This window comes from Streptomyces sp. NPDC000941, assembly GCF_053599555.1.
Map to the genome: position 1 here is coordinate 1 of NZ_JBSFMM010000060.1, position 23,495 is coordinate 23,495.

General features: G+C 70.6%; 20 protein-coding genes. 9 read left to right on the forward strand and 11 right to left on the reverse strand.

The window, feature by feature from the left end:
- Positions 1–113: 113 nt before the first annotated feature.
- On the reverse strand, positions 114–2,384 hold the full coding sequence (locus ACWDSL_RS20720) for a transglycosylase domain-containing protein (protein ID WP_450487392.1): 2,271 nt from the start codon (positions 2,382–2,384) through the stop codon (positions 114–116).
- 385 nt (positions 2,385–2,769) lie between these two features.
- Between ACWDSL_RS20720 and ACWDSL_RS20725 the strand changes: the two genes are divergently transcribed.
- A complete protein-coding gene (locus tag ACWDSL_RS20725) occupies positions 2,770–3,105 on the forward strand; it encodes a WhiB family transcriptional regulator (RefSeq protein ID WP_089512787.1) in 336 nt (111 codons plus the stop codon).
- A 272-nt stretch (positions 3,106–3,377) separates the two neighbouring features.
- Here the strand turns inward: ACWDSL_RS20725 and ACWDSL_RS20730 are convergent, their stop codons facing one another.
- Together ACWDSL_RS20730 and ACWDSL_RS20735 are read right to left on the reverse strand one after the other, a co-directional pair.
- Positions 3,378–4,832, reverse strand: a complete 1,455-nt coding sequence (locus ACWDSL_RS20730; RefSeq protein ID WP_450487394.1) for an ArsA family ATPase — start codon at positions 4,830–4,832, stop codon at positions 3,378–3,380.
- Positions 4,833–4,965: 133 nt separating this feature from the next.
- A complete protein-coding gene (locus ACWDSL_RS20735) occupies positions 4,966–5,943 on the reverse strand; it encodes an ArsA family ATPase (protein ID WP_450487396.1) in 978 nt (325 codons plus the stop codon).
- A 72-nt stretch (positions 5,944–6,015) separates the two neighbouring features.
- Here ACWDSL_RS20735 and ACWDSL_RS20740 point away from each other — a divergent pair, with 72 nt between their 5' ends.
- Positions 6,016–6,177 carry a DUF4177 domain-containing protein gene (locus ACWDSL_RS20740; RefSeq protein ID WP_014178397.1) on the forward strand — a complete coding sequence of 54 codons (162 nt, stop codon included), beginning with the start codon at positions 6,016–6,018 and terminating at the stop codon, positions 6,175–6,177.
- Complete coding sequence (locus tag ACWDSL_RS20745) at positions 6,174–6,638, forward strand: RidA family protein (protein WP_385626767.1); 465 nt, start codon at positions 6,174–6,176, stop codon at positions 6,636–6,638. The genes ACWDSL_RS20740 and ACWDSL_RS20745 overlap by 4 nt, the downstream gene beginning before the upstream one ends.
- A 178-nt stretch (positions 6,639–6,816) precedes the next feature.
- Here ACWDSL_RS20745 and ACWDSL_RS20750 read toward each other — a convergent pair whose 3' ends face one another.
- Positions 6,817–7,611, reverse strand: coding sequence for a VOC family protein (locus ACWDSL_RS20750; protein ID WP_450487398.1), 795 nt, complete (start codon positions 7,609–7,611; stop codon positions 6,817–6,819).
- Between the two features lie 458 nt (positions 7,612–8,069).
- On the opposite strand from ACWDSL_RS20750, the gene ACWDSL_RS20755 reads away from it, so the two are divergent.
- From ACWDSL_RS20755 to ACWDSL_RS20765, 3 genes are all read left to right on the forward strand, one after another.
- Positions 8,070–9,446, forward strand: a complete 1,377-nt coding sequence (locus ACWDSL_RS20755) for a hypothetical protein (RefSeq protein WP_450487400.1) — start codon at positions 8,070–8,072, stop codon at positions 9,444–9,446.
- 122 nt (positions 9,447–9,568) lie between these two features.
- A complete protein-coding gene (locus ACWDSL_RS20760) occupies positions 9,569–10,462 on the forward strand; it encodes an NUDIX hydrolase (RefSeq protein WP_450487402.1) in 894 nt (297 codons plus the stop codon).
- Positions 10,462–11,292: an MBL fold metallo-hydrolase gene (locus ACWDSL_RS20765; RefSeq protein ID WP_450487404.1), complete on the forward strand. Its 831-nt coding sequence runs from the start codon at positions 10,462–10,464 to the stop codon at positions 11,290–11,292. Before ACWDSL_RS20760 ends, ACWDSL_RS20765 begins: the two co-directional genes overlap by 1 nt.
- 139 nt (positions 11,293–11,431) lie before the next feature.
- Here ACWDSL_RS20765 and ACWDSL_RS20770 read toward each other — a convergent pair whose 3' ends face one another.
- Positions 11,432–12,106, reverse strand: coding sequence for a Crp/Fnr family transcriptional regulator (locus ACWDSL_RS20770; RefSeq protein WP_003981529.1), 675 nt, complete (start codon positions 12,104–12,106; stop codon positions 11,432–11,434).
- Positions 12,107–12,354: 248 nt separating this feature from the next.
- Here ACWDSL_RS20770 and nth point away from each other — a divergent pair, with 248 nt between their 5' ends.
- Genes nth through ACWDSL_RS20785 form a run of 3 tightly spaced genes read left to right on the forward strand, consistent with a single transcriptional unit; the run spans position 12,355 to position 15,254 of the window.
- The gene (gene nth, locus ACWDSL_RS20775; RefSeq protein WP_450487406.1) at positions 12,355–13,359 is read left to right on the forward strand and encodes an endonuclease III; all 1,005 of its coding nucleotides are present in this window, start codon (positions 12,355–12,357) and stop codon (positions 13,357–13,359) included.
- A 17-nt stretch (positions 13,360–13,376) separates the two neighbouring features.
- Positions 13,377–14,042: an NUDIX hydrolase gene (locus ACWDSL_RS20780; RefSeq protein WP_450487455.1), complete on the forward strand. Its 666-nt coding sequence runs from the start codon at positions 13,377–13,379 to the stop codon at positions 14,040–14,042.
- Between the two features lie 12 nt (positions 14,043–14,054).
- Positions 14,055–15,254: a MarP family serine protease gene (locus ACWDSL_RS20785; RefSeq protein WP_450487408.1), complete on the forward strand. Its 1,200-nt coding sequence runs from the start codon at positions 14,055–14,057 to the stop codon at positions 15,252–15,254.
- Positions 15,255–15,338: 84 nt separating this feature from the next.
- Here ACWDSL_RS20785 and ACWDSL_RS20790 read toward each other — a convergent pair whose 3' ends face one another.
- From ACWDSL_RS20790 to ACWDSL_RS20815, 6 genes are all read right to left on the reverse strand, one after another.
- Positions 15,339–15,548, reverse strand: coding sequence for a hypothetical protein (locus tag ACWDSL_RS20790; protein ID WP_450487410.1), 210 nt, complete (start codon positions 15,546–15,548; stop codon positions 15,339–15,341).
- 173 nt (positions 15,549–15,721) lie between these two features.
- A complete protein-coding gene (locus ACWDSL_RS20795) occupies positions 15,722–16,648 on the reverse strand; it encodes an alpha/beta fold hydrolase (protein WP_450487412.1) in 927 nt (308 codons plus the stop codon).
- Positions 16,645–17,106, reverse strand: a complete 462-nt coding sequence (locus ACWDSL_RS20800) for a phage holin family protein (RefSeq protein ID WP_450487414.1) — start codon at positions 17,104–17,106, stop codon at positions 16,645–16,647. Before ACWDSL_RS20800 ends, ACWDSL_RS20795 begins: the two co-directional genes overlap by 4 nt.
- Positions 17,107–17,242: 136 nt before the next feature.
- Positions 17,243–18,634 (reverse strand): Na+/H+ antiporter NhaA, encoded by a 1,392-nt coding sequence (gene nhaA, locus ACWDSL_RS20805; protein WP_450487416.1) that lies wholly within the window; start codon positions 18,632–18,634, stop codon positions 17,243–17,245.
- A gap of 249 nt (positions 18,635–18,883) precedes the next feature.
- Positions 18,884–20,845, reverse strand: a complete 1,962-nt coding sequence (acs, locus tag ACWDSL_RS20810) for an acetate--CoA ligase (protein WP_450487418.1) — start codon at positions 20,843–20,845, stop codon at positions 18,884–18,886.
- Positions 20,846–20,950: 105 nt separating this feature from the next.
- A complete protein-coding gene (locus ACWDSL_RS20815) occupies positions 20,951–23,452 on the reverse strand; it encodes a bifunctional SulP family inorganic anion transporter/carbonic anhydrase (protein ID WP_450487420.1) in 2,502 nt (833 codons plus the stop codon).
- Positions 23,453–23,495: the final 43 nt, after the last annotated feature.

Genomic DNA, 23,495 nt, shown 5'->3' on the forward strand with positions numbered 1-23,495 from the left:
CCCTCCCCCGGCGGCCGCGCCCTGTGCGCGGCCCCGCTTCCTTGTCTTCAGCTGTCGGGGCCGTCTCGGCCTTGTGCTGCCGCGCCGATCACTCCTCGGCGCTCAGCCACGCGCTACGGGAAGTTCCAACCGTTGCTGTTCCCGTTCCCGTTTCCGCCGTTGCCGGTTCCGCCCCGGTTGCCGCCGGGAAAGCCGTCGTCTCCGCCGATCACGTCCGGCGGGAGGGTGATGTCCGGCCACGGGCTGTCGCCACCGTTGTTCCCGCCGTTGTCGCGGCCCGGCTTGTCGCCGTGGTCCTTGTCGTTGTCGCGGGGCTTCTCATTCGGGTCCTTGATCGGCACGTTGACGAAGTCCTCCGCCGGCTTGCCCTCCAGGGCGCCGGTCATGGCGTCCTTCCAGATGGGGCCGGGGGTGTCCGCGCCGTAGACCTTGTCGTGGAAGACGCCGCCGATCCGGATCTGCTCCATCTTGACGCCCTTGGAGCCGGAGCCGCCGACCCAGACCGCGCCGGCGAGGTTCGGGGTGTAGCCGACGAACCAGGCGGCCTTGCGCTCGTCCGTCGTACCCGTCTTACCGGCGCTCGGGCGGTTCTCCAGACCCGCCTTCTGGCCGGTGCCGTCCTCGACCACGCCGCGCAGCAGGGTGTTCATGGTGTCGGCGGTCTTCTCCGACATGGCGCGGGTGCACGAGGACTTGGGGACCTCCAGGGCCTTCCCGCCCGGGCCGGTGATCGACTCGATGAACACCGGGGTGCAGTAGACGCCGCGGTTGGCGAAGGTCGCGTACGCGTTGGCCATCGTCAGCGGCGAGAAGCCGTCCGTGCCGAGGGTGATGGCGGGCACCTGGTTGAGCTTCTTGCCGTCGGCGCGGTGCACGCCCATCTTGCCGGCCAACTCGGTGACCGGGCAGACGCCGATGTCACTGATCATCTGCACGAAGTAGGTGTTGATCGACTTCGCGAGCGCTTCCCTCAGACCGTACGGGCCCTTCTCCTTGGGGTCCTCGTTCGTGAGGGACGCGCCCTCGTTGTTGGACCAGGAGCCGTTGCAGGTGGAGACCGGGCTCGGGTAGTCCATCTCGTACGGGGACGAGTAGCGCTGGTACGGCTTCTTGCCCTGCTCGAGGGCGGCCGCGGCGGTGATCGGCTTGAATGTGGAGCCGACCTGGAAGCCGTAGTTCGAGCCGCCCATGGCCTTGTCCGCGGACAGGTTGATCGTCAGGTCGTTGGCCCCGAAGCCGTACGGCCTGGACTGGCCCATGGCGACCACCTTGCCGGTGCCGGGCTGGACGAGCGTGACGGCGGTGGCGACCGGGTCGTCCTTGTAGACATGGGTCTTGATCGAGTTCTGGACCGACTCCTGGGCCTTCGGGTCCAGGGTCGTACGGATCGTCAGACCGCCCCGGGTCCAGCGCTGCGAGCGCTCTTCGCGGGTCTTGCCGAAGACCGGGTCGTTGAGGAAGACCTCGCGGACGTAGTCACAGAAGAACCCGGCGCCGCTCACGGCCGTGATGCAGCCGTTCTTGGGCGAGCTGACCTTGAGCCCGAGAGGCTTCTTCTTCGCCGCGTCGGCCTGGGCCTGGGTGATGTCCTTCACGTCCGCCATGCGCTGCAGCACGGTGTTGCGGCGGGCCTTGGCCACCTCCGCGTTGCTGACCGGGTCATAGGTGCTGGGCGACTGGACGAGACCGGCCAGCAGCGCGGCCTCCTCCAGTTTCAGATCCTTGGCGTGCTTGCTGAAGTAGCGCTGGGAAGCCGCCTCGACGCCGTAGGCCTGCTGGCCGAAGAAGGTGATGTTGAGGTAGTTCTGCAGGATCCCCTTCTTGCCCAGCTCCTTCTCGACCTGGATCGCGTACTTCAGCTCCTTGATCTTGCGGCCTATGGACTTCTTCTGGGCCTCGGCGACCGCCTTCTCGTCGTTGAACGCCTCCTCCACGAAGACGTTCTTCACATACTGCTGGGTGAGCGTGGAGGCGCCCTGGGAGACGCCGCCGTCCTGCGCGTTGTTGTTGAGCGCGCGCAGCACACCCTTGGGGTCGATCGCCCCGTGCTCGTAGAAGCGTGCGTCCTCGATCGCGATGATCGCCTGCTGCATGTACGGGGAGATGTCCTTGAGGTCCACGATGGTGCGGTCGCGCGAGTAGACCTTCGCGATCTCGCCGCCCTTGGCGTCCAGGATGGTGGTCCGCTCGCTGAGCGGCGGCCTCTTGAGATTGGCCGGAATTTCGTCGAATTGCTCGACCGTTCCCTTGGCCGCGAGCCCGATCGCGCCGACGGCGGGCAGCGCGAGCCCGGCCAGCACCGCTCCCGCGAGCACGCTGACGCCGAGGAACTTCGCGGCCTGCTGAGCGGGGGACAGACCTCCGCCCGAACGCTTGTTACCCATGGGGGCAGCCTACGTGCCGAATCGCCGGACAGGGGACCACCTGTTCGCATACGCTGATTCACGCCAGTCACTTCGGTGCGATTGAGCACCATCACCCCTCTCACTCAAGTGAGTGATGAGACCTGCCCTATTTGTCAGCTTGTGCCATATCCCGCCCCTTTTGGAGTGGGTGAACTGCCCCTATCTATGCGGTAAGTCGCGCATGTCGTCAGCTCACTCCGTTGGGTGATCTGCCGCGTACCCATAGTCCGTTCGGGCCATCCAAGATTGGGCCTGCAGGGGGTGTTGCACCCTGTCCGCCTTCCGTAACGTCCTCAACTGGCGACGGTGAATATGCCGTTTGTCGCCGTGGGGGAGCTCCGAATCGGGAGAGGACGGCGCCAGCATGGGCTGGGTAACCGACTGGAGTGCGCAGGCCGCCTGTCGCACGACTGATCCAGATGAACTATTTGTTCAAGGCGCGGCACAGAACAGGGCCAAAGCGGTCTGCACCGGGTGTCCGGTGCGCACCGAGTGCCTTGCCGACGCGTTGGACAACCGCGTCGAGTTCGGCGTATGGGGTGGCATGACCGAGCGTGAGCGGAGGGCGCTGCTGCGCCGCCGCCCCATGGTCACCTCTTGGCGCCGGCTGCTGGAGACCGCGCGCCTCGAGTACGAGCGCGGGGCGGGCATCCTGCCGCTCGACGACGAGGAATACGAGCGCTTCGCCGCCGTCGGGTAGCGGGCGGTCGGCGTTCGGGCGGCCGACGGCCGATGTTCGACGGGTTCGACGGCTGACGTTCCGGCGGTCGGCGGTCAGCGGTCGGTCAAGGGCCTCAGAGCGTGCGGGCGTTGGGACGCTTGTGTCCTTGCGTTTTCGGACCGCTTGGGCCGTCAGGGCAATCCAACCTGGCGGTGTGACGTTTCGTTTCTCTCATCACCACGTCACGACCCAGGCGGTCGCCGGTCACGTGCACACGCGTGAGTTCGGGGTGCCGTGATGCCCTCGCGCGGCTAGCCCGCCGCGCTCTCGGGCTGCCGCTCCGGCTGCTCCGCCAGGCGCTCGCCGATCGCTCGCAACCCCGCGAGGTCATGTACGTCGCCGGGGAGCGCGGCCACTTCCGCCACGGGAACCTCGGGGTGCAGTGTCGTGAAGCGATGGTGTGTGCGCTGCTCTCGGGCGAGCACCTGCATACGCTCCGCGTGCAGCCGGAGCAGCCCCACGGTCAGCCGCTCTGCCGACGTGGGGGAGCCGTCGGGATCAGATGCCGAGGAGTCGTCCGCCGCTGAGGCGTTCTGCTCTTGAGCATGCCCTGAACCGGGGTCGACAATGCCGTCTTCGGCAAGATTTTCTGGGCTGTTGACGGTGAGGGTCGTGCCTTCGGCTTCGCTCACCTCATCTGCCCCGCCCGCCGGGTCGGCCGGGTCTGCCAGGTCTGTCGAGCCCGCTGGGTCGGCTGAGCCCGTTGTGTCGGCTGACCGTACTGGGTTCGACGCGCCCGCAGGGTTCGTAGCGCCCGATGGCTCCGCCAGGCCCAGGGACAGCGTCTCCGCGGCCGCCAGCGCCCGCTCCGCCGAGAGTTGCACGGCACCGCTCCCGTGCACCCGGTTCAGCACCAGCCCCGCCAGCGGCATCCGGTCCGCGGCCAGCCGCTCCACGAAGTACGCCGCCTCGCGCAGTGCGTCCCGCTCCGGGGCCGCCACCACCAGGAAGGCCGTACCCGGCGCCTGCAGCAGCCGGTAGGTGGCCTCGGCGCGGGTGCGGAAGCCGCCGAACATCGTGTCCATGGCGGCCGCGAAGGTCTGTACGTCGCGCATCAGCTGCCCACCCAGGACCTTGCTGACCGTGCCGGTCATCATCGACACGCCCACGTTCAGGAACTTCATCCCCGCCCTGCCACCGACCTTCGCCGGTGCCATCAGGATTTTGATGAACTTCCCGTCCAGGAAGGAGCCGAGGCGCTTGGGCGCGTCCAGGAAGTCCAGCGCCGACCGGCTGGGCGGCGTGTCGACGATGATCAGGTCCCATTCGTCGCGGGCCCGCAGCTGGCCCAGCTTCTCCATGGCCATGTACTCCTGCGTGCCCGCGAAACCGGCCGAAAGTGACTGGTAGAACGGGTTAGCCAGGATCGCGCGGGCGCGCTCGGGGTCGGCGTGCGCCTCGACGAACTCGTCGAAGGTCCGCTTCATGTCCAGCATCATGGCGTGCAGCTCGCCGCCCGCCGCGCCGTCGATGCCCTCGACCCGGCGCGGCACGTTGTCCAGCGCGTCGATGCCCATCGACTGCGCGAGCCTGCGGGCCGGGTCGATGGTGAGGACGACGGCCTTACGGCCCTGCTCCGCGGCCCGTACGCCCAGGGCCGCGGCCGTCGTGGTCTTGCCGACGCCGCCGGAGCCGCAGCACACGACGATGCGGGTCTCGGGGTCGGCCAGCAGTGCGTCGGTGTCCAGCCGCGGTGCCATGTCCATGCTTCTGCCGCCTCCTGCGTACGGCGCATACGGCGCGTACCGCCCGTTCGTACCGTTCATGCCGATTGCGCTGATGGTGTGGATTGCGTCGCTCGTGTCGCGCCGCTCGTGTCGCAGCGGTCGCCCGTGCGGCTCACATCGGCCACTGCTTACGCAGATCCGTAGCGAGCCGGTACAGGCCGGCCAGGTCGACGCCGTCGGTGAGCAGCTCCAGCTCGTACAGGGGCAGCTCCAGGCCCGTCAGCTCCGCCCGCTGCGCCCGTTCCAGGGCGACCCGCTCCGCGTGCTCGCGGGCCTGCTCCAGCAGCGGGTCCACCAGCCGCTCGGCGAGCCCACCGCGGCGCGCACCGCCAAGACCCGCCTGGGACAGAGCCTTGGCGACGGCGGCGCGCCGGCCGTTGGCGGCGGCGTCGACGGACACGTGGTCGAGGATCGCGGGCCGCACCATGTTGATGATGACCGCACCGGTCGGCAGGCCGTCGGCGCGCAGCTCCCCGATGCCGTCCGCGGTCTCCTGGACCGGCATCTCCTCCAGCAGCGTGACCATATGGACCGCCGTTTCGGGGGACTTCAGCACGCGCATCACGGCCTGCGCCTGATTGTGTATCGGGCCGGTCCTGGCCAGCCCCGCCACCTCGTGGTTGACGTTCAGAAAGCGGGTGATCCGGCCGGTCGGCGGCGCGTCCATCACGACGTAGTCGTAGACGAAGCGGCCGTCCTTGCCCTTACGGCGCACCGCCTCGCACGCCTTGCCGGTCAGCAGGACGTCCCGCAGCCCGGGGGCGATGGTGGTCGCGAAGTCGATCGCGCCGAGCTTCTTCAGCGCCCGTCCGGCCGAACCCAGCTTGTAGAACATGTGGAGGTAGTCGAGGAGCGCGAACTCGGGGTCGATGGCGAGCGCGTGCACCTCACCGCCGCCCGGCGCGCTCGCGATCTTCCGCTCCTCGTAGGGCAGCGCCTCGGTCTCGAAGAGTTGTGCGATGCCCTGGCGGCCTTCGACCTCGACCAGCAGGGTTCGCCTGCCGTCGGCCGCGAGGGCCAGCGCGAGTGCCGCGGCGACCGTGGTCTTGCCGGTTCCGCCCTTGCCACTGACGACATGGAGCCTGCTCACACTGGGGAGCCTAACCAGTCGTCGTCCGGGCTACGCACCAGGCCCCGGCAGACAGGCATTACAGTCGCCTCTATGACCAAGTGGGAATACGCGACCGTGCCGCTGCTCGTACACGCCACAAAGCAGATCCTGGACACCTGGGGCGAGGACGGCTGGGAGCTCGTCCAGGTCGTGCCGGGGCCGAACAACCCCGAGCAGCTGGTGGCCTATCTCAAGCGGGAGAAGGCCGCATGAGCGCGGTCGAGGACAAGCTCGCCGAGCTGGGCCTGACCCTGCCGGAGGTCGCGGCTCCGCTCGCCTCGTACGTGCCCTCGCTCCGCTCCGGGGCGTATGTGTACACCTCGGGCCAGCTGCCCATGGTCGACGGCAAGCTCGGCGTGACCGGCAAGGTCGGCGCCGAGGTGACGCCGGAAGAGGCCAAGGAGCTGGCGCGGATCTGCGCGCTGAACGCCCTGGCCGCGGTCAAGTCGGCCATCGGCGACCTGGACAAGGTCGTACGGGTCGTGAAGGTCGTGGGCTTCGTCGCCTCGGCCCCGGACTTCACCGGGCAGCCGGGCGTCGTCAACGGCGCGAGCGAGCTGCTCGGCGAGGCGCTGGGCGAGGCGGGGGTGCACGCCCGCAGCGCCGTGGGCGTGGCGGTGCTGCCGCTGGACGCGCCGGTCGAGGTCGAGATCCAGGTCGAGGTCGCGGACTAGGTCCGGACAGGGCCCGAAGCGGGTCCGCCCGCCCGGACAGTGGGCATGCTCGGTAGGCCCGTGCAGTCGTCGTGGGCGGTAGGCCCGTGCGGTCGTCGTGGGCGGTCGGTATGGGCTCGTTCGTGGGCCGCTCTCGTACGCGGCTTCGTACGCGGCCTCGCGTGCGGTTTTCGCGGGCTCAGCCGGGCGCCGGGGCGAGCACCACGAAGTCCGCGCTGGACGGATCGAGGCAGACGGCCAGCCGCCCCACGTCCGGCATGTCCACCGGGCCCATCTGCACGCTGCCGCCGCCCGCGGTGACCTTGGCGACGGTGGCGTCGCAGTCCGCGACCGCGAACACCGGGTGCCAGTACGGCCGACCGCCGGTGAGCGCCAGATGGTCCGCCGGGAGCCCCATGATGCCGCCCTGCGCGCGCTCGGGGCCCAGGTCGGCCGGGGCGATCAGCGTGTACGCCCCGCCGTCGCCCGGCAGCGGCATGTCCTGGGTCTGCCAGCCGAAGAGGGAGCCGTAGAACTCCTTCGCGGCGGCCGCGTCCGTCGTGTACAGCTCGATCCAGCAGAGGGAGCCCGGCACGTCCACCGCCTCCAGGCCCCGCATCGTCCCCGGCTGCCAGACGGCGAACTGGCCGCCCTGCGGATCGGTCAGCTGCGCCATCCGGCCTTCGCCGTCCTGGGCGAACGGAGCGACCCGTATGGAGCCGCCGGTCCGCTCGACCGCCGCGGTCGTGGCCTCGGCATCGGGCGTCTGGAAGTAGATCATCCAGGCCGAACGGGCCCCCTCCTGGGTGAGCCGGCCCAGACCGCCGACGCTCTTTCCGTCCAGTCGGAAGACGCCGTATCCGTCGGCCGCCAGCTCCGGCGGGTCGAGCTGCCAGCCGAAGACCGAGCCGTAGAAGCGGGCCGCGGCGGCGACATCGGGCGCCCCGAGGTCGACCCAGCACGGGGAGCCGGGCACATAGTCAGTGGTGATCATGGCGCTTCCCTTCCCGACCGGTCCCCTTGGCGGCCGCTTTCCTTCTCCGTCGGATTTCCGACCCGCGTAGGTCCATATGCAGTCAGGGTGACACCCGCCACTGACATCCGCCCTCCGACGCCTGCACCGGAGGCCGCCGGGCGGGCTGAGCGGTCCAGGGCGCGCCTCTGACCAGGTGGGACAGTCCCGGACTGTCCGGGACGCCAGGAGACCTTGCCGGACGGCACGGCACAGAAAACGCTCCTTCATGGGCCCATCGCGAGGCCCATGAAGGAGGTCGTGATGACAGAGCGGCCGCGGTCGGTCGGGCCCCGTCCTCGCAGGTCGTCGCCTACCGCCATACCGGATCCTGAGACGAGGGGAAGCGCCTCACCGTGAACACGTCGTCCGTAGACATGCCCTGGCCAACTCGTATGCGCATTAGGCTGCTTGGACAGCCTGAACGCATAGGAGCGGTCATGGAGACGGGGCCTGACCCGAAGGCGGCACGTACTGCGGCCGAGTTCGTTGTCGCGATGCGGCAGTTGCGCAGCTGGGCCGATCTGAGCTACCGCCAGCTGGAGCGGAACGCGGAGGCCGCCGGGGACGTGCTGCCGCGCGCCACCATCTCGGGCGCGCTCAGCCGGGACGACCTGCCCCGGGAGCAGCTTCTCGGCGCGTTCGTACGGGCGTGTGGCGGGGACGAGGAGACGGTGGCCGTATGGCTGGCGGCCCGTCGGCGGCTGTCCATAGCCGGTCCCGGGGCCGCCTCGGCCCCGGACGAGCCCGCCGCCTCCTCCGCGCCCGCCTCCGACGGTGCCTCCGTAGCCCTCTCTGAGGCCGCGCCGGAACCCGACGCAGCCGACGCCACCGACGCCACAGCCGGGCACGCGCCAACGCCCGCACCCGGACCCGTACCCGCCCACACCGCCGAGACCCGGCCCGGCGGCCCTACGCCGCCCGACCCGAACGAGCGGAGCCACGAGATCGGCCCTCCGGCCGAGGTGACCGAGGTGCTTGCCTCCGGCGAGGGGCCCGGCCCGGGACCCGAGAAGCCCGAGTCCGGCTCGGCGTGGAGAAGGCGGTATCTGCCCACGCTCGCGGTCGGTCTTGCCGCCGCCATCGGGGTGCTGCTGCTGGCTTACGGGCCGTTCTCCGGCTCCGACGGCGGCGACCCCGACGCCCGGTCAGGAGCCGGCTCCAGTTCGTCAGGCGGCGGGTCGTCCAAGGACGCCGACGCGCCTTCGGATATCTCGGACACATCGAAGACCCCGGATACCTCGGACAACTCGGAGACGCCGGACACCAAGAAGCCCGTCGCCGACGACACCCCGACCACGTCGCCGACCCGCGACGCTTCCTCGTCGAAGCCCGAGCCGACGGCCACGGGCGCCGCCTCCAAGCCCCGGCTGCCCGCCGCGGGCCCGACGCGGATCCATCCCCTCTCGGCCCCCGGCCTCTGCCTCACCGAGGGCCGGGAACGCAAGACCGGGAGGAAGGAGATCGCGGCTCAGATGCCGTGCGCCGACGTCCCGCTGCCCCGCGTGTCCCTGGACGCGGTCGGCGACGGCGTCTACCGCATCCAGTGGTACCACCCCGGTGAGGGCAAGGGCCTCGGCTGCCTGGCCGTCGACAATAACGCGATGGGGTCGGGCGCCCTGCTCGCCCCGCGCGACTGCACAAACGCGGACAACATGAAGTTCCGGCTGGAGCCCTCCCATGGCGGCTTCCGGCTGCGCCCGGTCCACAGCGGGCTGTGCATCGGGATCCTGCCGCCCCGTACGGAGGGCGCCGAGGCGATTCAGAACACCTGCACCGGCGAGGCGAACCAGGCGTTCCGTTTCACCGCGTCCTGAGGCGGCTTCACGGCGCCCTGAAGCGGCTTCGTCGTGCCCTGAGGCGGCTTCGTCGAGCCGTGAGGCGGCGCGCCGCCCCCGGGCCCCTCGAACATCCGCGCGCCAGCGCATAGCATCCGGCCATGTCCACTACGAATGGTCAGTGGTATCCGCCCGACTGGCCGGAGCGCATCCGGCGGCTGGCGGCCGGCGAGCTCACCCCGGTGGCCCCGCGCCGTGCGGCCACCGTGCTGCTGCTGCGCGACGGGGCCGAGGGCCCCGCCGTGCACATGCTGCGCAGACGGACCTCCATGGCCTTCGCCGCCGGGGCGTACGCGTATCCGGGCGGCTCGGTGGACCCGCGTGACGAGCGCGGGGTGGCCTGGGCCGGGCCCTCGCGCCGGGAGTGGGCGCGGCGGCTGGGCCTCTCGGCCGACGACGGGACGGCGGCCCAGGCCATCGTGTGCGCGGCGGTCCGGGAGACCTTCGAGGAGGCGGGCGTGCTGCTCGCGGGCCCGACGCCGCATACGGTCGTCGCGGATACGACGGGCGAGGAGTGGGACGCGGACCGCGCGGCGCTGGTCGCCCGGGAGCTGTCGTTCGCCGATTTCCTGGACCGCCGCGGGCTCGTGCTCCGTTCGGACCTGCTCGGGTGCTGGGCCCGCTGGATCACCCCGGAGTTCGAGCCGCGCCGCTACGACACCTGGTTCTTCGTGGCCGCCATGCCGCACGGGCAGCGCACCCGTAACGCCTCGACCGAGGCGGACCACACCGTCTGGATCCGGCCCGCCGAGGCGGCCGCGGGGTATGACCGGGGCGAGTTGCTGATGATGCCGCCGACCATCGCGACCCTGCGCGATCTGGAGCCGTACGGCGCGGTCGCGGACGTCCTGGCGGCGGCCCCGGACCGGGACCTCACGCCCGTACTGGCGCGGGCGCGGCTGGAGGAGGGCCAGGTCGTACTGAGCTGGCCGGGGCATGACGAGTTCACCAAGCACATTCCCACGGGACCCGGACCCATGGGGGGAGCGACCTGATGACGTACGCGGCATCCTTGCCCGGCCAGCCGAGAGGCGGTGCCATCGGCGGCCCGGCCACCGACCGGGCGGTGTGCGTCCTGGCGCCGAACCCCTCCCTGATGACGCTCGACGGCACCAACACCTGGATCGTCTCCGAGCCGGACTCCGGCCTGGCCGTCGTCATCGACCCGGGCCCGCTCGACGACGCCCACCTCAAGGACGTCCTGGCCACGGCGGAGCAGGCGGGCAAGCGGGTCGCGCTGACGTTGCTCACCCACGGCCACCCGGACCACGCGGAGGGCGCGGCGCGCTTCGCCGAGCTGACGCGTACACGCGTACGGGCCCTGGACCCGGCGCTGCGGCTGGGGGAGGAGGGGCTGGGGGCAGGCGACGTCATAACCACCGGCGGGCTGGAGCTGCGGGTGGTGCCCACGCCCGGCCACACCGCCGACTCGCTCTCCTTCCACCTTCCGGCGGACGCCGCGGTCCTGACCGGTGACACGGTGCTGGGGCGCGGTACGACGGTGGTGGCGCATCCGGACGGGCGGCTCGGCGACTATCTGGACTCGCTGCGGCGGCTGCGCTCGCTGACGGTGGACGACGGGGTGAGCACCGTGCTGCCGGGGCACGGGCCGGTGCTGAACGACGCACGCGGCGCGGTGGAGTACTACCTCGCGCACCGGGCCAACCGGCTGGCGCAGGTGGAGACGGCCGTGGAGAGCGGCTACCGCACGCCCTCGGAGGTCGTGGCGCATGTGTACGCGGATGTGGACCGGTCGCTGTGGCCGGCGGCGGAGCTGTCGGTCCGCGCCCAGCTGGAGTATCTGGGCGAGCACGGCCTGATCTGAAGCTGGGTGCCTGGTGCCTGGTGCCGGGCTTTTGGCGCGCCACGCGCGGAAATACGAGGAGGGCCCTCGCCGACTGCAATCGATATGCGGCTACCGCCGCGTGGCTATCGCAGCCGGCGAGGGCCCTCCTCGTAACGCGTCAGCGGGACCGCTTGGCGAGCCGCTCGACGTCCAGCAGGATCACCGCGCGCGCCTCCAGCCGCAGCCAGCCGCGGCCCGCGAAGTCGGCGAGCGCCTTGTTGACCGTCTCACGCGAGGCGCCGACCAGCTGGGCCAGCTCTTCCTGTGTGAGGTCGTGGACGACGTGGATGCCCTCCTCCGACTGCACGCCGAAGCGGCGCGAGAGGTCGAGGAGCGCGCGGGCGACACGCCCGGGGACATCCGAGAAGACCAGGTCGGACATCTGGTCATTGGTCTTGCGCAGGCGCCGGGCGACCGCGCGCAGCAGCGCCGTGGCGACCTCGGGCCGGGCGTTCAGCCACGGCTGCAGGTCGCCGTGGCCGAGGCCGAGCAGCTTGACCTCGGTGAGGGCGGTGGCGGTGGCGGTGCGCGGACCGGGGTCGAAGAGCGACAGCTCGCCGATCAGCTCGCCGGGCCCGAGTACGGCCAGCATGTTCTCGCGGCCGTCGGGAGAGGTGCGGTGGAGCTTCACTTTGCCTTCGGTGACCACGTACAGGCGGTCGCCCGGGTCCCCTTCGTGGAAGAGGGCGTCACCTCGTGCGAGGGTCACCTCTCCCATGGAGGCGCGCAGCTCAGCGGCCTGCTCGTCATCGAGCGCCGCGAAAAGCGGGGCGCGCCGCAGAACGTCGTCCACGAGACTCTCCTTGTCGACATGCACAGGGGACCGTCGTCCCCATGATGCCGGACGGTAAAACAGTGCGATCAATCACAAGTTTGACGCACCTGCCTGCGGCACTGTACGGCAGGGGTCCGATTGAGCGGCTCTTTCCTGTGGTCGGAGCGTATGTCAGTGCCGGGGCTTAGGCTGGCTGGGTGTCCAATAGGCCGGTGAAAGCACGGGGCAAGGGGGCCGGACGGGTGAGCGCACCTCGTAATTCCGCTGTGGGCGAACAAGAGTCGGCCGAGCCGGCGGAAACGGCAAATCCACACAAAACAATCAAGCGAACAAAAGCCACTGAAGCCACCAAAGACAACAAAGGTGCCAAAGGCGATAAGGGCGCTGGCGTGACCGGAGCGCGGAAGACCGCCGTCGCCCGCCCCGAATCCCGGCTCGCACTCGTCCGCCGGGCCCGCCGGATCAATCGCGAGCTCGCCGACCTGTATCCGTACGCGCACCCCGAGCTGGACTTCGAGAACCCCTTCCAGCTGCTGGTCGCCACGGTCCTGTCCGCCCAGACCACCGACCTGCGGGTCAACCAGACCACCCCCGCCCTGTTCGCCGCCTATCCGACGCCCGAGGACATGGCCGCCGCCGACCCCGAGGGCCTGGAGCAGCTGATCCGGCCGACGGGCTTCTTTCGGGCCAAGGCGAAGTCCCTGCTGGGGCTGTCCGCCGCGCTGCGGGACCGCTTCGACGGCGAGGTGCCCGGCCGCCTGGAGGACCTGGTGACGCTGCCGGGCGTCGGGCGCAAGACGGCCAATGTGGTCCTCGGAAACGCCTTCGGGGTGCCGGGACTGACCGTGGACACTCACTTCGGGCGGCTGGTGCGGCGCTGGAAATGGACCGGTCAGGAGGACCCGGAGAAGGTCGAGGCGGAGATCGCCGCGCTCTTCCCGAAGAGCGAGTGGACGATGCTCTCGCACCGGATCATCTTCCACGGCCGCCGTGTCTGCCATGCCCGCAAGCCCGCCTGCGGCGCCTGCCCGATCGCCCCGCTGTGCCCGTCGTACGGGGAGGGGGAGACGGATCCGGACAAGGCGAAGAAGCTGCTGAAGTACGAGCTGGGCGGCCAGCCGGGGCAGCGCCTGCGGCCGCCGACCGACTATCCGGGCCGGGCCGCCGCCCCTCTGGGGGCCACCGCCTCACTGGAAGCCGCCGCTCCTCTGGAGACGGCCGCTTCCCTGGGGTCGGCCGGATCGGCCGCTCCCGTGGAGGCCGCCGAGTGACGAGCACGTACGGCGGTATGGCCGGTGTGACCAGTGATGGGCTGCCCGAATGGCTGATGCCCGTGGCCCGCGCCGCGGAGACGGTGGAGGCCCGGCAGCTGAGCCGGTTTCTGCCGCCCGCGCGGGGCGGCGGCCGCCCCTCCGCCGTCCTGGTGCTGTTCGGGGAGGGCGAGCGCGGGCCCGAGCTGCTGCTTCTGGAGCGTGCGAGCTCGCTGCGCTCGCATGCGGGCCAGCCGTCCTTCCCTGGGGGCGCGCTAGACCCGGAGGACGGCGATCCGGAAGGGGTCGGTCCGGTGCGCGCGGCGCTGCGCGAGGCCGAGGAGGAGACGGGCCTGGACCCGGCCGGAGTGCAGCTCTTCGCGGTGCTGCCGCGGCTCTACATCCCGGTGAGCGGCTTCGTGGTGACCCCGGTGCTCGGCTGGTGGCGCAAGCCCAGCCCGATCCGGCCCGTCGACCCCGCCGAGACGGCCCGGGTCTTCACCGTGCCCGTGGCGGATCTCACGGATCCGGCGCATCGGGCGACCACCGTCCACCCGAGCGGTCACACCGGCCCCTGCTTCCTCGTCGAAGGGGCTTTGGTCTGGGGATTCACGGCCGGAGTGATTGACCGGATCTTGCACTACGCGGGCTGGGAAAGACCTTGGAACCGTGACAACCGCGTCCCGCTCGACTGGCGTGCATGAGACGGTGTCCCGGTGAATGTGCTGGACATCCTGCTGCTGCTCGCCGCCGTGTGGTTCGCGGTCGTCGGTTACCGCCAGGGCTTCGTCGTCGGCGTTCTGTCGGTGATCGGCTTCATCGGTGGTGGCCTCGCCGCGGTCTACCTGCTGCCGGTGATCTGGGACGGCACCACCGATCAGGCGTCCCCGGGCACCTTCGGCGCGGTCATGGCGGTCGTGCTGGTGATCGTGTTCGCCTCGGTCGGCCAGGCCGCCACCACCCACCTGGGCAACAAGCTGCGCCGTCACATCACCTGGTCACCGGCGCGCGCCCTGGACGCGACCGGCGGCGCGCTGGTCAACGTGATGGCGATGCTTCTGGTCGCCTGGCTGATCGGCTACTACCTGGCCGGCTCCTCGCTGCCCACCGTGAGCAAGGAGGTCAATAACTCCAAGGTGCTGTTCGGGGTCTCCCGGGTGGTCCCGGACGAGGCGACCACCTGGTTCTCCGACTTCCGCTCGGTGCTCGCGCAGAACGGCTTCCCGCAGGTCTTCTCGCCCTTCTCGAACGAGCCCATCACCTCCGTACCGGCGCCGGACCCGGCGCTCGCCTCGAGCCCGGTGGCCACCGACGCCAAGCAGAGCATCGTCAAGGTCGTCGGCACCGCCCCCAGCTGCGGCAAGGTCCTGGAGGGCTCCGGTTTCGTCTTCGCGCGGCATCGGGTGATGACCAACGCCCATGTCGTCGGCGGGGTCGACCACCCGACCGTGCAGATAGGCGGCGAGGGCCGGCTCTACGAGGCGAGGGTCGTGCTCTACGACTGGAAGCGCGATATCGCCGTCCTGGACGTGCCCTCGTTGAACGCGCCCGCGCTGAAGTTCGCCGAGGGCGACGCGCGCAGCGGCGACGGCGCGATCGTCGCCGGATTCCCCGAGAACGGCGCGTTTGACGTGCGCGCGGCCCGCGTCCGCGACCGTATCGAGGCCAAGGGCCCGGATATTTACCACGACGGCAATGTGCAGCGCGACGTCTACTCACTGTTCGCGACCGTGCGGCAGGGCAACTCCGGCGGCCCGCTGCTCACCCCGCAGGGCCGGGTGTACGGCGTGGTCTTCGCCAAGTCCCTCGACAACGCGGACACCGGGTACGCGCTGACCGCGGACGAGGTGCGCCAGGACGCCGAGCAGGGCCGTACGGCACAGGCCCCGGTGGACACCAAGGGCTGCGCGCTGTAACGCCGACCCCGCTGATCGTTCCCCTGTGGCCGGGAGAAGCCTCGCGGCCACAGTGCGTGTTATGTCGCGCTGTGTGAACGGCCGCTACTGACGGCCGCGTGGATGGCGCAGCCGAGCCGAGACCCAGCGGGCCCTGCGGCGGATGATGCGCGGGATCCCCATATCGGGGTCATGGCCTCCGGAAGGCCCGGGACCGCCCCGCTCGGAAACGCTCAGCGCGGTATTGGCAGCAGCAGCGGCGGCGTCAGAGCCGCGGTCGCTTGGTGCGTCACGGTAGTCGTGCGTCCAGCCCATACCTGGGTCTCTGCCCGGGGCCCAAGGTCCGTAATCGCCGCTGGCTGCGGCAATTGGCCTATGCTCCAGGCAAGTGGCTGTTCGAAAAACAGGTGTTCGCTCAATGTGCCGACAGCGGACAGCATGCGGACACCGAGTCGGCGGCTTGTACGCGGAACGGGCGATCCGTGGCCTCAGCGGTCGGGCTCGGGATCCTTGAGCCAGTTGATCAGCTCGGTGGAGAAGGCGACCGGATCCTCCTCGTGCGGGAAGTGCCCGAGGCCGTCGAAGAGCCGCCAGCGGTAGGGCGCCTCCACGTACTCCCCGGAACCCGCCGCGCTGCGGGTGCGCATCACCGGGTCGAGTGACCCGTGCAGATGCAGCGTGGGCACCTGCACCGGCCGCCGCATCCGCCGGTTGAACTGGAAACCGTCCGGCCGCGCCAGCGACCGCACCATCCAGCGGTACGGCTCGATCGAGCAGTGTGCCGTCGACGGGATGGTCATCGCCCGCCGGTAGATCTCCACGGCCTGGTCCTCGGGCAGCCGCGGCCCCGACCAGTCCCGGATCAACCGCCCCACCAGCGCCCCGTCGTCCGCGGTCAGCTGCCGCTCGGGCAGCCAGGGCCGCTGGAAGCCCCATACGTAAGAGCTGGCCGCGCTCTGCTTGACGTCCCGCAGCATGGCCGAGCGCCAGCGCCGCGGATGCGGCATGGAGGCCACCGCGAGCCGCCTGACCAGCTTCGGCCGCATCACCGCGGCCGTCCAGGCGAGATATCCGCCCAGGTCATGGCCGACGAGTGCGGCGTCGGGCTCGCCGAGCGAGCGGACCACCCCGGTGATGTCGAGGGCGAGGTTGGCCGGGTCGTAGCCCCGGGGCGTACGGTCGCTGCCGCCCACCCCGCGCAGATCCATCGCCACCGCCCGGAAGCCGGCCTCGGCCAGGGCGGTCAGCTGGTGCCGCCAGGCCCACCAGAACTGCGGAAAGCCGTGCAGCAGCAGGACCAGCGGGCCGTCACCCAGCTCGGCGATATGGAAGCGCGCGCCGTTGGCCGCGACGTCCCGATGGGTCCAGGGTCCGTCGAGCCGTACGACCGAGGCGGAGGTGTCAGGGGCCGTCATGCGGTCGAGCGTGTCACATCCCGTGCCGGGCGGCCGCCATTGGCCGCGGCGCGCGGGTGTGGCTTGACGCTGCCCAGCACGGACGCCGTCTCCTTGGCCGAGGCCATGGACTTCTTCGGCGCCTTGACCCGCTTGAACTTGGCGAGCGCGAAGCCGCCGAGGATCCCGGCGATCAGCCAATAGATGCCACCCACGATCAGGAAGCACCAGGCGAGGCCGAGGCCGGTCCAGGCGCGCAGGCCGTAGGCGAGGGCGAAGCTCAGCACCGGCAGCGAGAACAGCAGCAGCACCCCCGCCACGATGGCCGCGCCGCTGCCGAACAGGGTGCGCCGGGCGCTGTCCCGGAATTCGGCCTTGGCCAGCGCGATCTCGTCGTGCACCAGCGCGGACAGTTCGGTGGTCGCCGTGGCCACCAGCTGGCCGAGGCTGCGGTTGCCGCCGTCGTCGGCTGCGCTCATCGCCATCTCCCTCTGCTCTCGCACGTCTTACGCGCCGTCGTACGCGTCGTCTTGTTCGTCTTACTCGTCGTCTTGCTCTCGTCTTGCGCGTCTGCCACGTCTTCTGCGCCGCTCCGCGGTCGTCAAGCCTCTCAGATCATGCCGGACCATCGTCACCGGAGTCGGATGCGGCAGCCACTTCGGCAAGTCGACGGTGCTCGGCGGCCTTGGCCTCGTGGATCGCGGCCATCCGAAGGTGGTACGCCGGGCTGTCGAGTTCGTAGATATCGGGGATGCCGTCCTGGTCCTCGTCCCGCTCCTCTTCCTCGCACAGCTTCCGGTAGGTGTTGTTACGCATCTTCAGCAGGACGCCCGAGACGACCGCGGCGAGCAGCGAGCCGATGAGCACTGCTGCCTTCACCTCGGCGGCGAGTGTGGGGTCGGCGGGGAAGGCCAGCTCGCCGATGAGCAGGGAGACGGTGAAGCCGATTCCGGCGAGCGAGGCGATCGCGAACACATCCGCCCAGGCCAGGTCCTCGTTCAGCTCCGCCTTGGTGAAGCGGGCGGCGAGCCAGGAGCCGCCGAAGACGCCGATGGTCTTGCCCACGACGAGGCCGAGGACGACGCCGAGCGTCTCGGGACGGGAGAAGACCTGCCCGATGGCTTCGCCGGAGACCGGGACCCCGGCGGCGAAGAGGGCGAACAGCGGGACGGCGAGTCCGGCCGACAGCGGGCGCACCCGATGCTCGATGCGCTCGGCGGGGGAGCGTTCCTCGCCCTCGCGCACGGTGCAGCGCAGCATCAGGCCCATGGCGACGCCGGCGATCGTGGCGTGCACCCCGCTCGCATGCATCAGCGCCCAGATGACGAAGGCCAGCGGGACATAGATGTATGCGCCGCGTATGCCCTTGCGGTGCAGCGTCCAGAACACGACGAGACCGGCGAAGGCCAGGCCGAGGGCGACGAAGTCGATATGCGTCGTATAGAAGATCGCGATGATCAGGATCGCGCCGAGGTCGTCCACGACCGCGAGGGTGAGCAGAAACGCGCGCAGGGCGGCGGGCAGGGCGGTGCCGATGACGGCGAGCACGGCGAGGGCGAAGGCGATATCGGTGGCGGTGGGCACCGCCCATCCCCTGAGGTTTCCGCCCCCGGCCGCGCCCACGACCACATAGACGAGGGCGGGCATGGCCATGCCGCATATCGCTGCCACGACGGGGAGCGCGGCCGCCTTGGCGTCGCGCAGTTCGCCCGCGATCAGCTCACGCTTGAGCTCGATGCCGGCCACGAAGAAGAAGATGGTGAGCAGGCCGTCCGCGGCCCAGGAGCCGATCGACAGCCGCAGATGCAGCGCGTCGGGGCCGAAGGAGAAGTCTCTGACGTCCTGGTAGAGGCCGCTGAGCGGGGTGTTGGCGAGGAACAGCGCGGCGATGGCGGCGACCAGCAGGATGATGCCGCCGACGGTTTCCGTGCGCAGGGCGTCGGTGACGAAGGTCCGCTCGGGCAGCGACAGACGTCCGAGGAACTTGCGGCGGATGGGCGCGGCCACGGGGAGCCTCCTGGGGCGGACGGACATATGCACGCGTGTGGATACACGTGTGGTGTGTGCCGACCAGACTTCCCGGCGCGCCCTCGAAAACTTGTTCTTATCGCGTTCTTGACGCGATGGCTTTCCACCCTAGCCGGAATGCCCGGAGGGCGCCCCGCCAGGCCGGGCGCCCTCCGTTTCCTGTATACGTATGTGCCGATATACGGCTCTGCCGCGCGGCCGCTGTGCTGGACCGCGCGGGGGACCGGGTCAGTCCTCGCTGGCGGCGGACGGCAGCTTGCTCTGGATGAGCTCCATGACGGATGAGTCGGTGAGGGTGGTGACATCCCCGAGGGTGCGGTTCTCGGCGACATCGCGCAGCAGCCGGCGCATGATCTTGCCGGAGCGGGTCTTGGGCAGCTCGGCCACCGGCAGAATCCGCTTGGGCTTGGCGATCGGGCCGAGGTGCTTGGAGACGTGGGCCCGCAACTCCTCGACCAGACCGTCCCCCTCCGCGGCGCCGCCGCGCAGAATGACGAAGGCGCAGATGGCCTGGGTGGTCTGGGGGTCGGTGGCCCCGACGACCGCGGCCTCGGCGACCTTGGGGTGTGAGACGAGCGCCGACTCCACCTCGGTCGTGGAGATGTTGTGGCCGGAGACCAGCATGACGTCGTCGACCCGGCCGAGCAGCCAGATATCGCCGTCGTCGTCCTTCTTGGCGCCGTCGCCCGCGAAGTAGCGGTTGGCGAAGCGCGACCAGTAGGTGTCCAGATAGCGCTGGTCGTCGCCCCAGATGGTGCGGAGCATGGACGGCCAGGGCTCGGTGAGGACGAGGTAGCCGCCGGAGCCGTCCGGCACCTCGTTGGCATCGTCGTCGACGACGGTGGCGGAGATGCCGGGGAGCGGGACCTGAGCCGAACCGGGCTTGGTCTCGGTGACGCCCGGCAGCGGGCTGATCATCATCCCGCCGGTCTCGGTCTGCCACCAGGTGTCGACCACGGGCGTCTTGTCCGCGCCGATGTGCTTGCGGTACCAGACCCATGCCTCGGGGTTGATCGGCTCGCCGACCGAGCCGAGGATGCGCAGCGAGGACAGGTCGAACTTGGCCGGGATGTCGTCGCCCCACTTCATGCAGGCGCGGATCGCGGTCGGGGCGGTGTAGAAGACCGTGACGCCGTACTTCTGGACGATCTCCCACCAACGGCCCTGATGCGGGGTGTCCGGGGTGCCCTCGTAGAGCACCTCGGTCGCACCGTTGGACAGCGGTCCGTAGACGATGTACGAGTGGCCGGTGACCCAGCCGACGTCGGCCGTGCACCAGTACACATCCGACTCCGGCTTGAGGTCGAAGACGGAGTGGTGGGTGTAGGAGACCTGGGTGAGGTAGCCGCCGGTGGTGTGCAGGATGCCCTTGGGCTTACCGGTGGTGCCCGAGGTGTAGAGGATGAAGAGCGGGTGCTCGGCCTCGAACGCCTCGGGGGTGTGCTGCTCCGGCTGGCGGTCGACGAGCTCATGCCACCACACATCGCGGCCCTCGGCCCAGGCCACCTCCTGGCCGGTGCGGCGGACCACCAGCACATTGCGCACGTTCTCGGTGCCCGGACGGGTCAGGGCCTCGTCGACGGCGGGCTTGAGCGCGGAGGGCTTGCCGCGGCGGTAGCCGCCGTCCGCTGTGATCACGACCCGGGCGTCGGCGTCCTCGATGCGGGTGGCGAGAGCGTCGGCCGAGAAGCCGCCGAAGACCACGGAGTGGGGGGCGCCGATGCGAGCACAGGCCAGCATCGCGACGACGGTCTCCGGGATCATCGGCAGATAGATCGCGACCCGGTCACCGGTCCGGACCCCGAGCTCGGTCAGGGCATGCGCCGCCTTGGAGACCTCGCGCTGCAACTCGGCGTACGTGACGGAGCGGGTGTCACCGGGCTCGCCCTCGAAGTGGATGGCCACCCGGTCGCCCAGCCCGTTCTCCACATGGCGGTCGACGCAGTTGTACGCCACATTGAGCTTGCCGTCGGCGAACCACTTCGCGAACGGCGGGTTCGACCAGTCCAGCGTCTCGGTCGGCTCGACGGCCCAGGTCAGCCGACGGGCCTGCTCGGCCCAGAAGCCCAGGCGGTCAGCCTTCGCCCGCTCATACGCCTCCGCCGTGACATTGGCGTTGGCGGCCAGGTCGGCGGGTGGAGCGAAGCGACGCTCCTCCCGAAGAAGGTTGGCCAGGCTTTCGTTGCTCACGACATCTCCCTTTCCCAGGGTGACCGTTGTGTCCCAGGCCATAGCTCATCAGCCCGCGGTGCACCCTGACAAGGGTCGTCGGCAAAAATTGGTTTAGACCTGTAATCACATGAGTCCCACGCCCCCGGCCAGGGAACCGCCGCCCAAGCCTGCCGCCGCGGCCCCGCCGCTCGCACAGGCACCCGCTGCGGCGCCATGATCCGGCCGCACAGCCGAGAATCTGCCCGCTCCCCCGGCCTCCAGCACATACGCCTGAGCCTCCCCCACGTGGAAGTACATCCCCTGAAGCACCAGCCCGCCCTCCGCCACCCGGCGGGCCACACAACCGTGCGCCATCAGATGGTCGAGCTGCTGCACCACATTGACCAACGCCAGCCGCTCCAGCTCATCGGCCACGGGCCTGTCCCCGAGCGCCACCTCCCCGCGCCCCAGCCGCCCGATCCGCTCCATACGGGCCAGGCTCGGGCGCCCATGGCGCAGCCATCGCGCAAGCGGCGTCTGTGCGACGGCCGGCACGTGCGTCCCATGCGGCGTCTGCCTGCTGGATGGTGTCTGTGCCACGGGCGGCATCTGCCTGCCCGATGGTGTCTGCGCCCCAGGTGGTGTCTGCGTCCCGGACGGCGACTGCCTGCCGTGCGGCGTCTGCTTGCCGGACGGTGCGGGCACCGCCGGGCCGAGCAGCGCCTGCATCGCCCCGCATCCAGAGTGTCCGCACACCGTGATGCTGCCGACCTTCAGCACCTCCACCGCGTATTCGAGGGCCGCGCCCACCGAGTCACAGGCATCCCCGGAGCCGGGCGGTGGCACCAGATTGCCCACATTGCGCACGGTGAACAGATCGCCGGGCCCACTCGAGGTGATCATGCTGGTCACCAGCCGGGAGTCGGCGCAGGTCAAGAAGAGCTGAGTGGGCCGCTGCCCCTCCCGCGCGAGCCGCGCCAACTCCTCCCGCACCAGCGGCGCGGTGTGCCGCTGGAAGGCGCTCACCCCGCCGAGCAGCTGCCCTCCGCCGTTCTGCACGGCCGTCGGGGCAGGACGGGTGCAGTGATGGTTGCGCCAGGGTGTCCACGGCCGGCAGGCATGAGCGCTGGCCGGCTCGGCGATCGGCCGCCCCGACCGGCCGCCGAGCCTGACCCAGCCGCCGCGCGCCCGATGCCCCTCGGCCCAGGACTGCAGCGCGTCATACGCGGCGTGGTCCATGAACCAGCCGCCCAGCTCCACCACCACGCTCGCCCCGGCCGGCAGCTGCGCCAGGGCCCGGCTGAGCCGGGGCACCGCCAGAAACGTCAGCTGCCCGCTCACCCGCACCCGGTGCAGCCCGGCCTCCTCGGCCAGGGTGATCCGGGTGTGGGCCAGCCGGCGCAGCGCCGTCACGACCGCGACCACGATCCCGACCACCACCCCCTGCAATACGCCCAGCAGGACGACCGCGCCCAGCGTCGCCGCGTACACCGGGAACTCCCGGTTCCGCTGCACGTTCTTGATGTGCGCGAAGCTGACCATCTTCACGCCGACGACCATGACCAGCGCGGCGAGCGCCGCGAGCGGAATCAGCTCGAGCACCCCGGCGAGCAGCCCCGCGCACAGCGCCACCCATACGCCATGGAGCACCGTGGACCGGCGGGTCACGGCACCGGCCCGGACGTTCGCCGAGCCGCGGATCGCGCCTCCCGCGATCGGCAGCCCGCCCAGGAGCCCGGAGACCATGTTGGCCGTGCCCTGCCCGACCAGCTCACGGTCCAGCCGGGTCGGCTGCTTTTCCGGCGCCGGGTGCGGAGCCACGCCCGGCGCCTCCGTCCGCGGGCCGGGTCCCGCGGTCTGCAGCCGGTCGACGGCGACGGCGGACAGCAGCGATTCCATGCTCGCGACCAAAGTGACCGTCAGCACGGCGGCGACCAGCCCGAGCACTGGCCCCTCCGGAAGCCCGGGTAGCGCCGGGACCTCCCAGGACGGCAGATCGACGCGCGGCACCGTCATGCCCGCGCTCACCGCGGTGGCCGCGACGACGGCGACGAGTGCCGCCGGCACGGTACGTGCGACCCGCCCGGCCTTCCCCGGCAGCCAGGGCCACAGCACGAGCACCGCGGCGGTGATCGCACCCACCAGAAGGGCGGCCGGGTGCGGATGTCTCAACTCCGTGGGCAGCGCGGTGATGTTGTCGATCACTGAGCTGTCGGGGCTGTCGCCGAGCACCACATGCAGCTGGCCGACCGCGATGACGACACCGATGCCCGCGAGCATCCCATGGACGATGGCTGGGCTGATCGCGAGCGCGGCCCGCGCCACCCGCAGGGCGCCGAAGACCAGTTGCGCCGCGCCGGCGAGCACAGTGATCGCGCAGGTGGTGCGCCAGCCGTAGCGCTGCACGAGATCGGCGGTGACCACGACCAGGCCGGTCGCGGCGCCGCTCACCTGGAGAGGGGCGCCCCCGAGCAGCCCGGCCACGATTCCGCCCACGACGGCGGAGACCAAACCGGCCTGCAGTGGGGCGCCTGTGGCCAGCGCGAGCCCGAGGGAGAGCGGGATCGCGATCAGAAAGATGACGATCGAGGCGGAAAGGTCCCGTCGGCAGGAGACCCCGCCGATCCGGTTCAAGAGCTGCGACATTCCCGTCTCCTCCGGGGCTTCGCGGCCGCGCATGAGAGCGCGG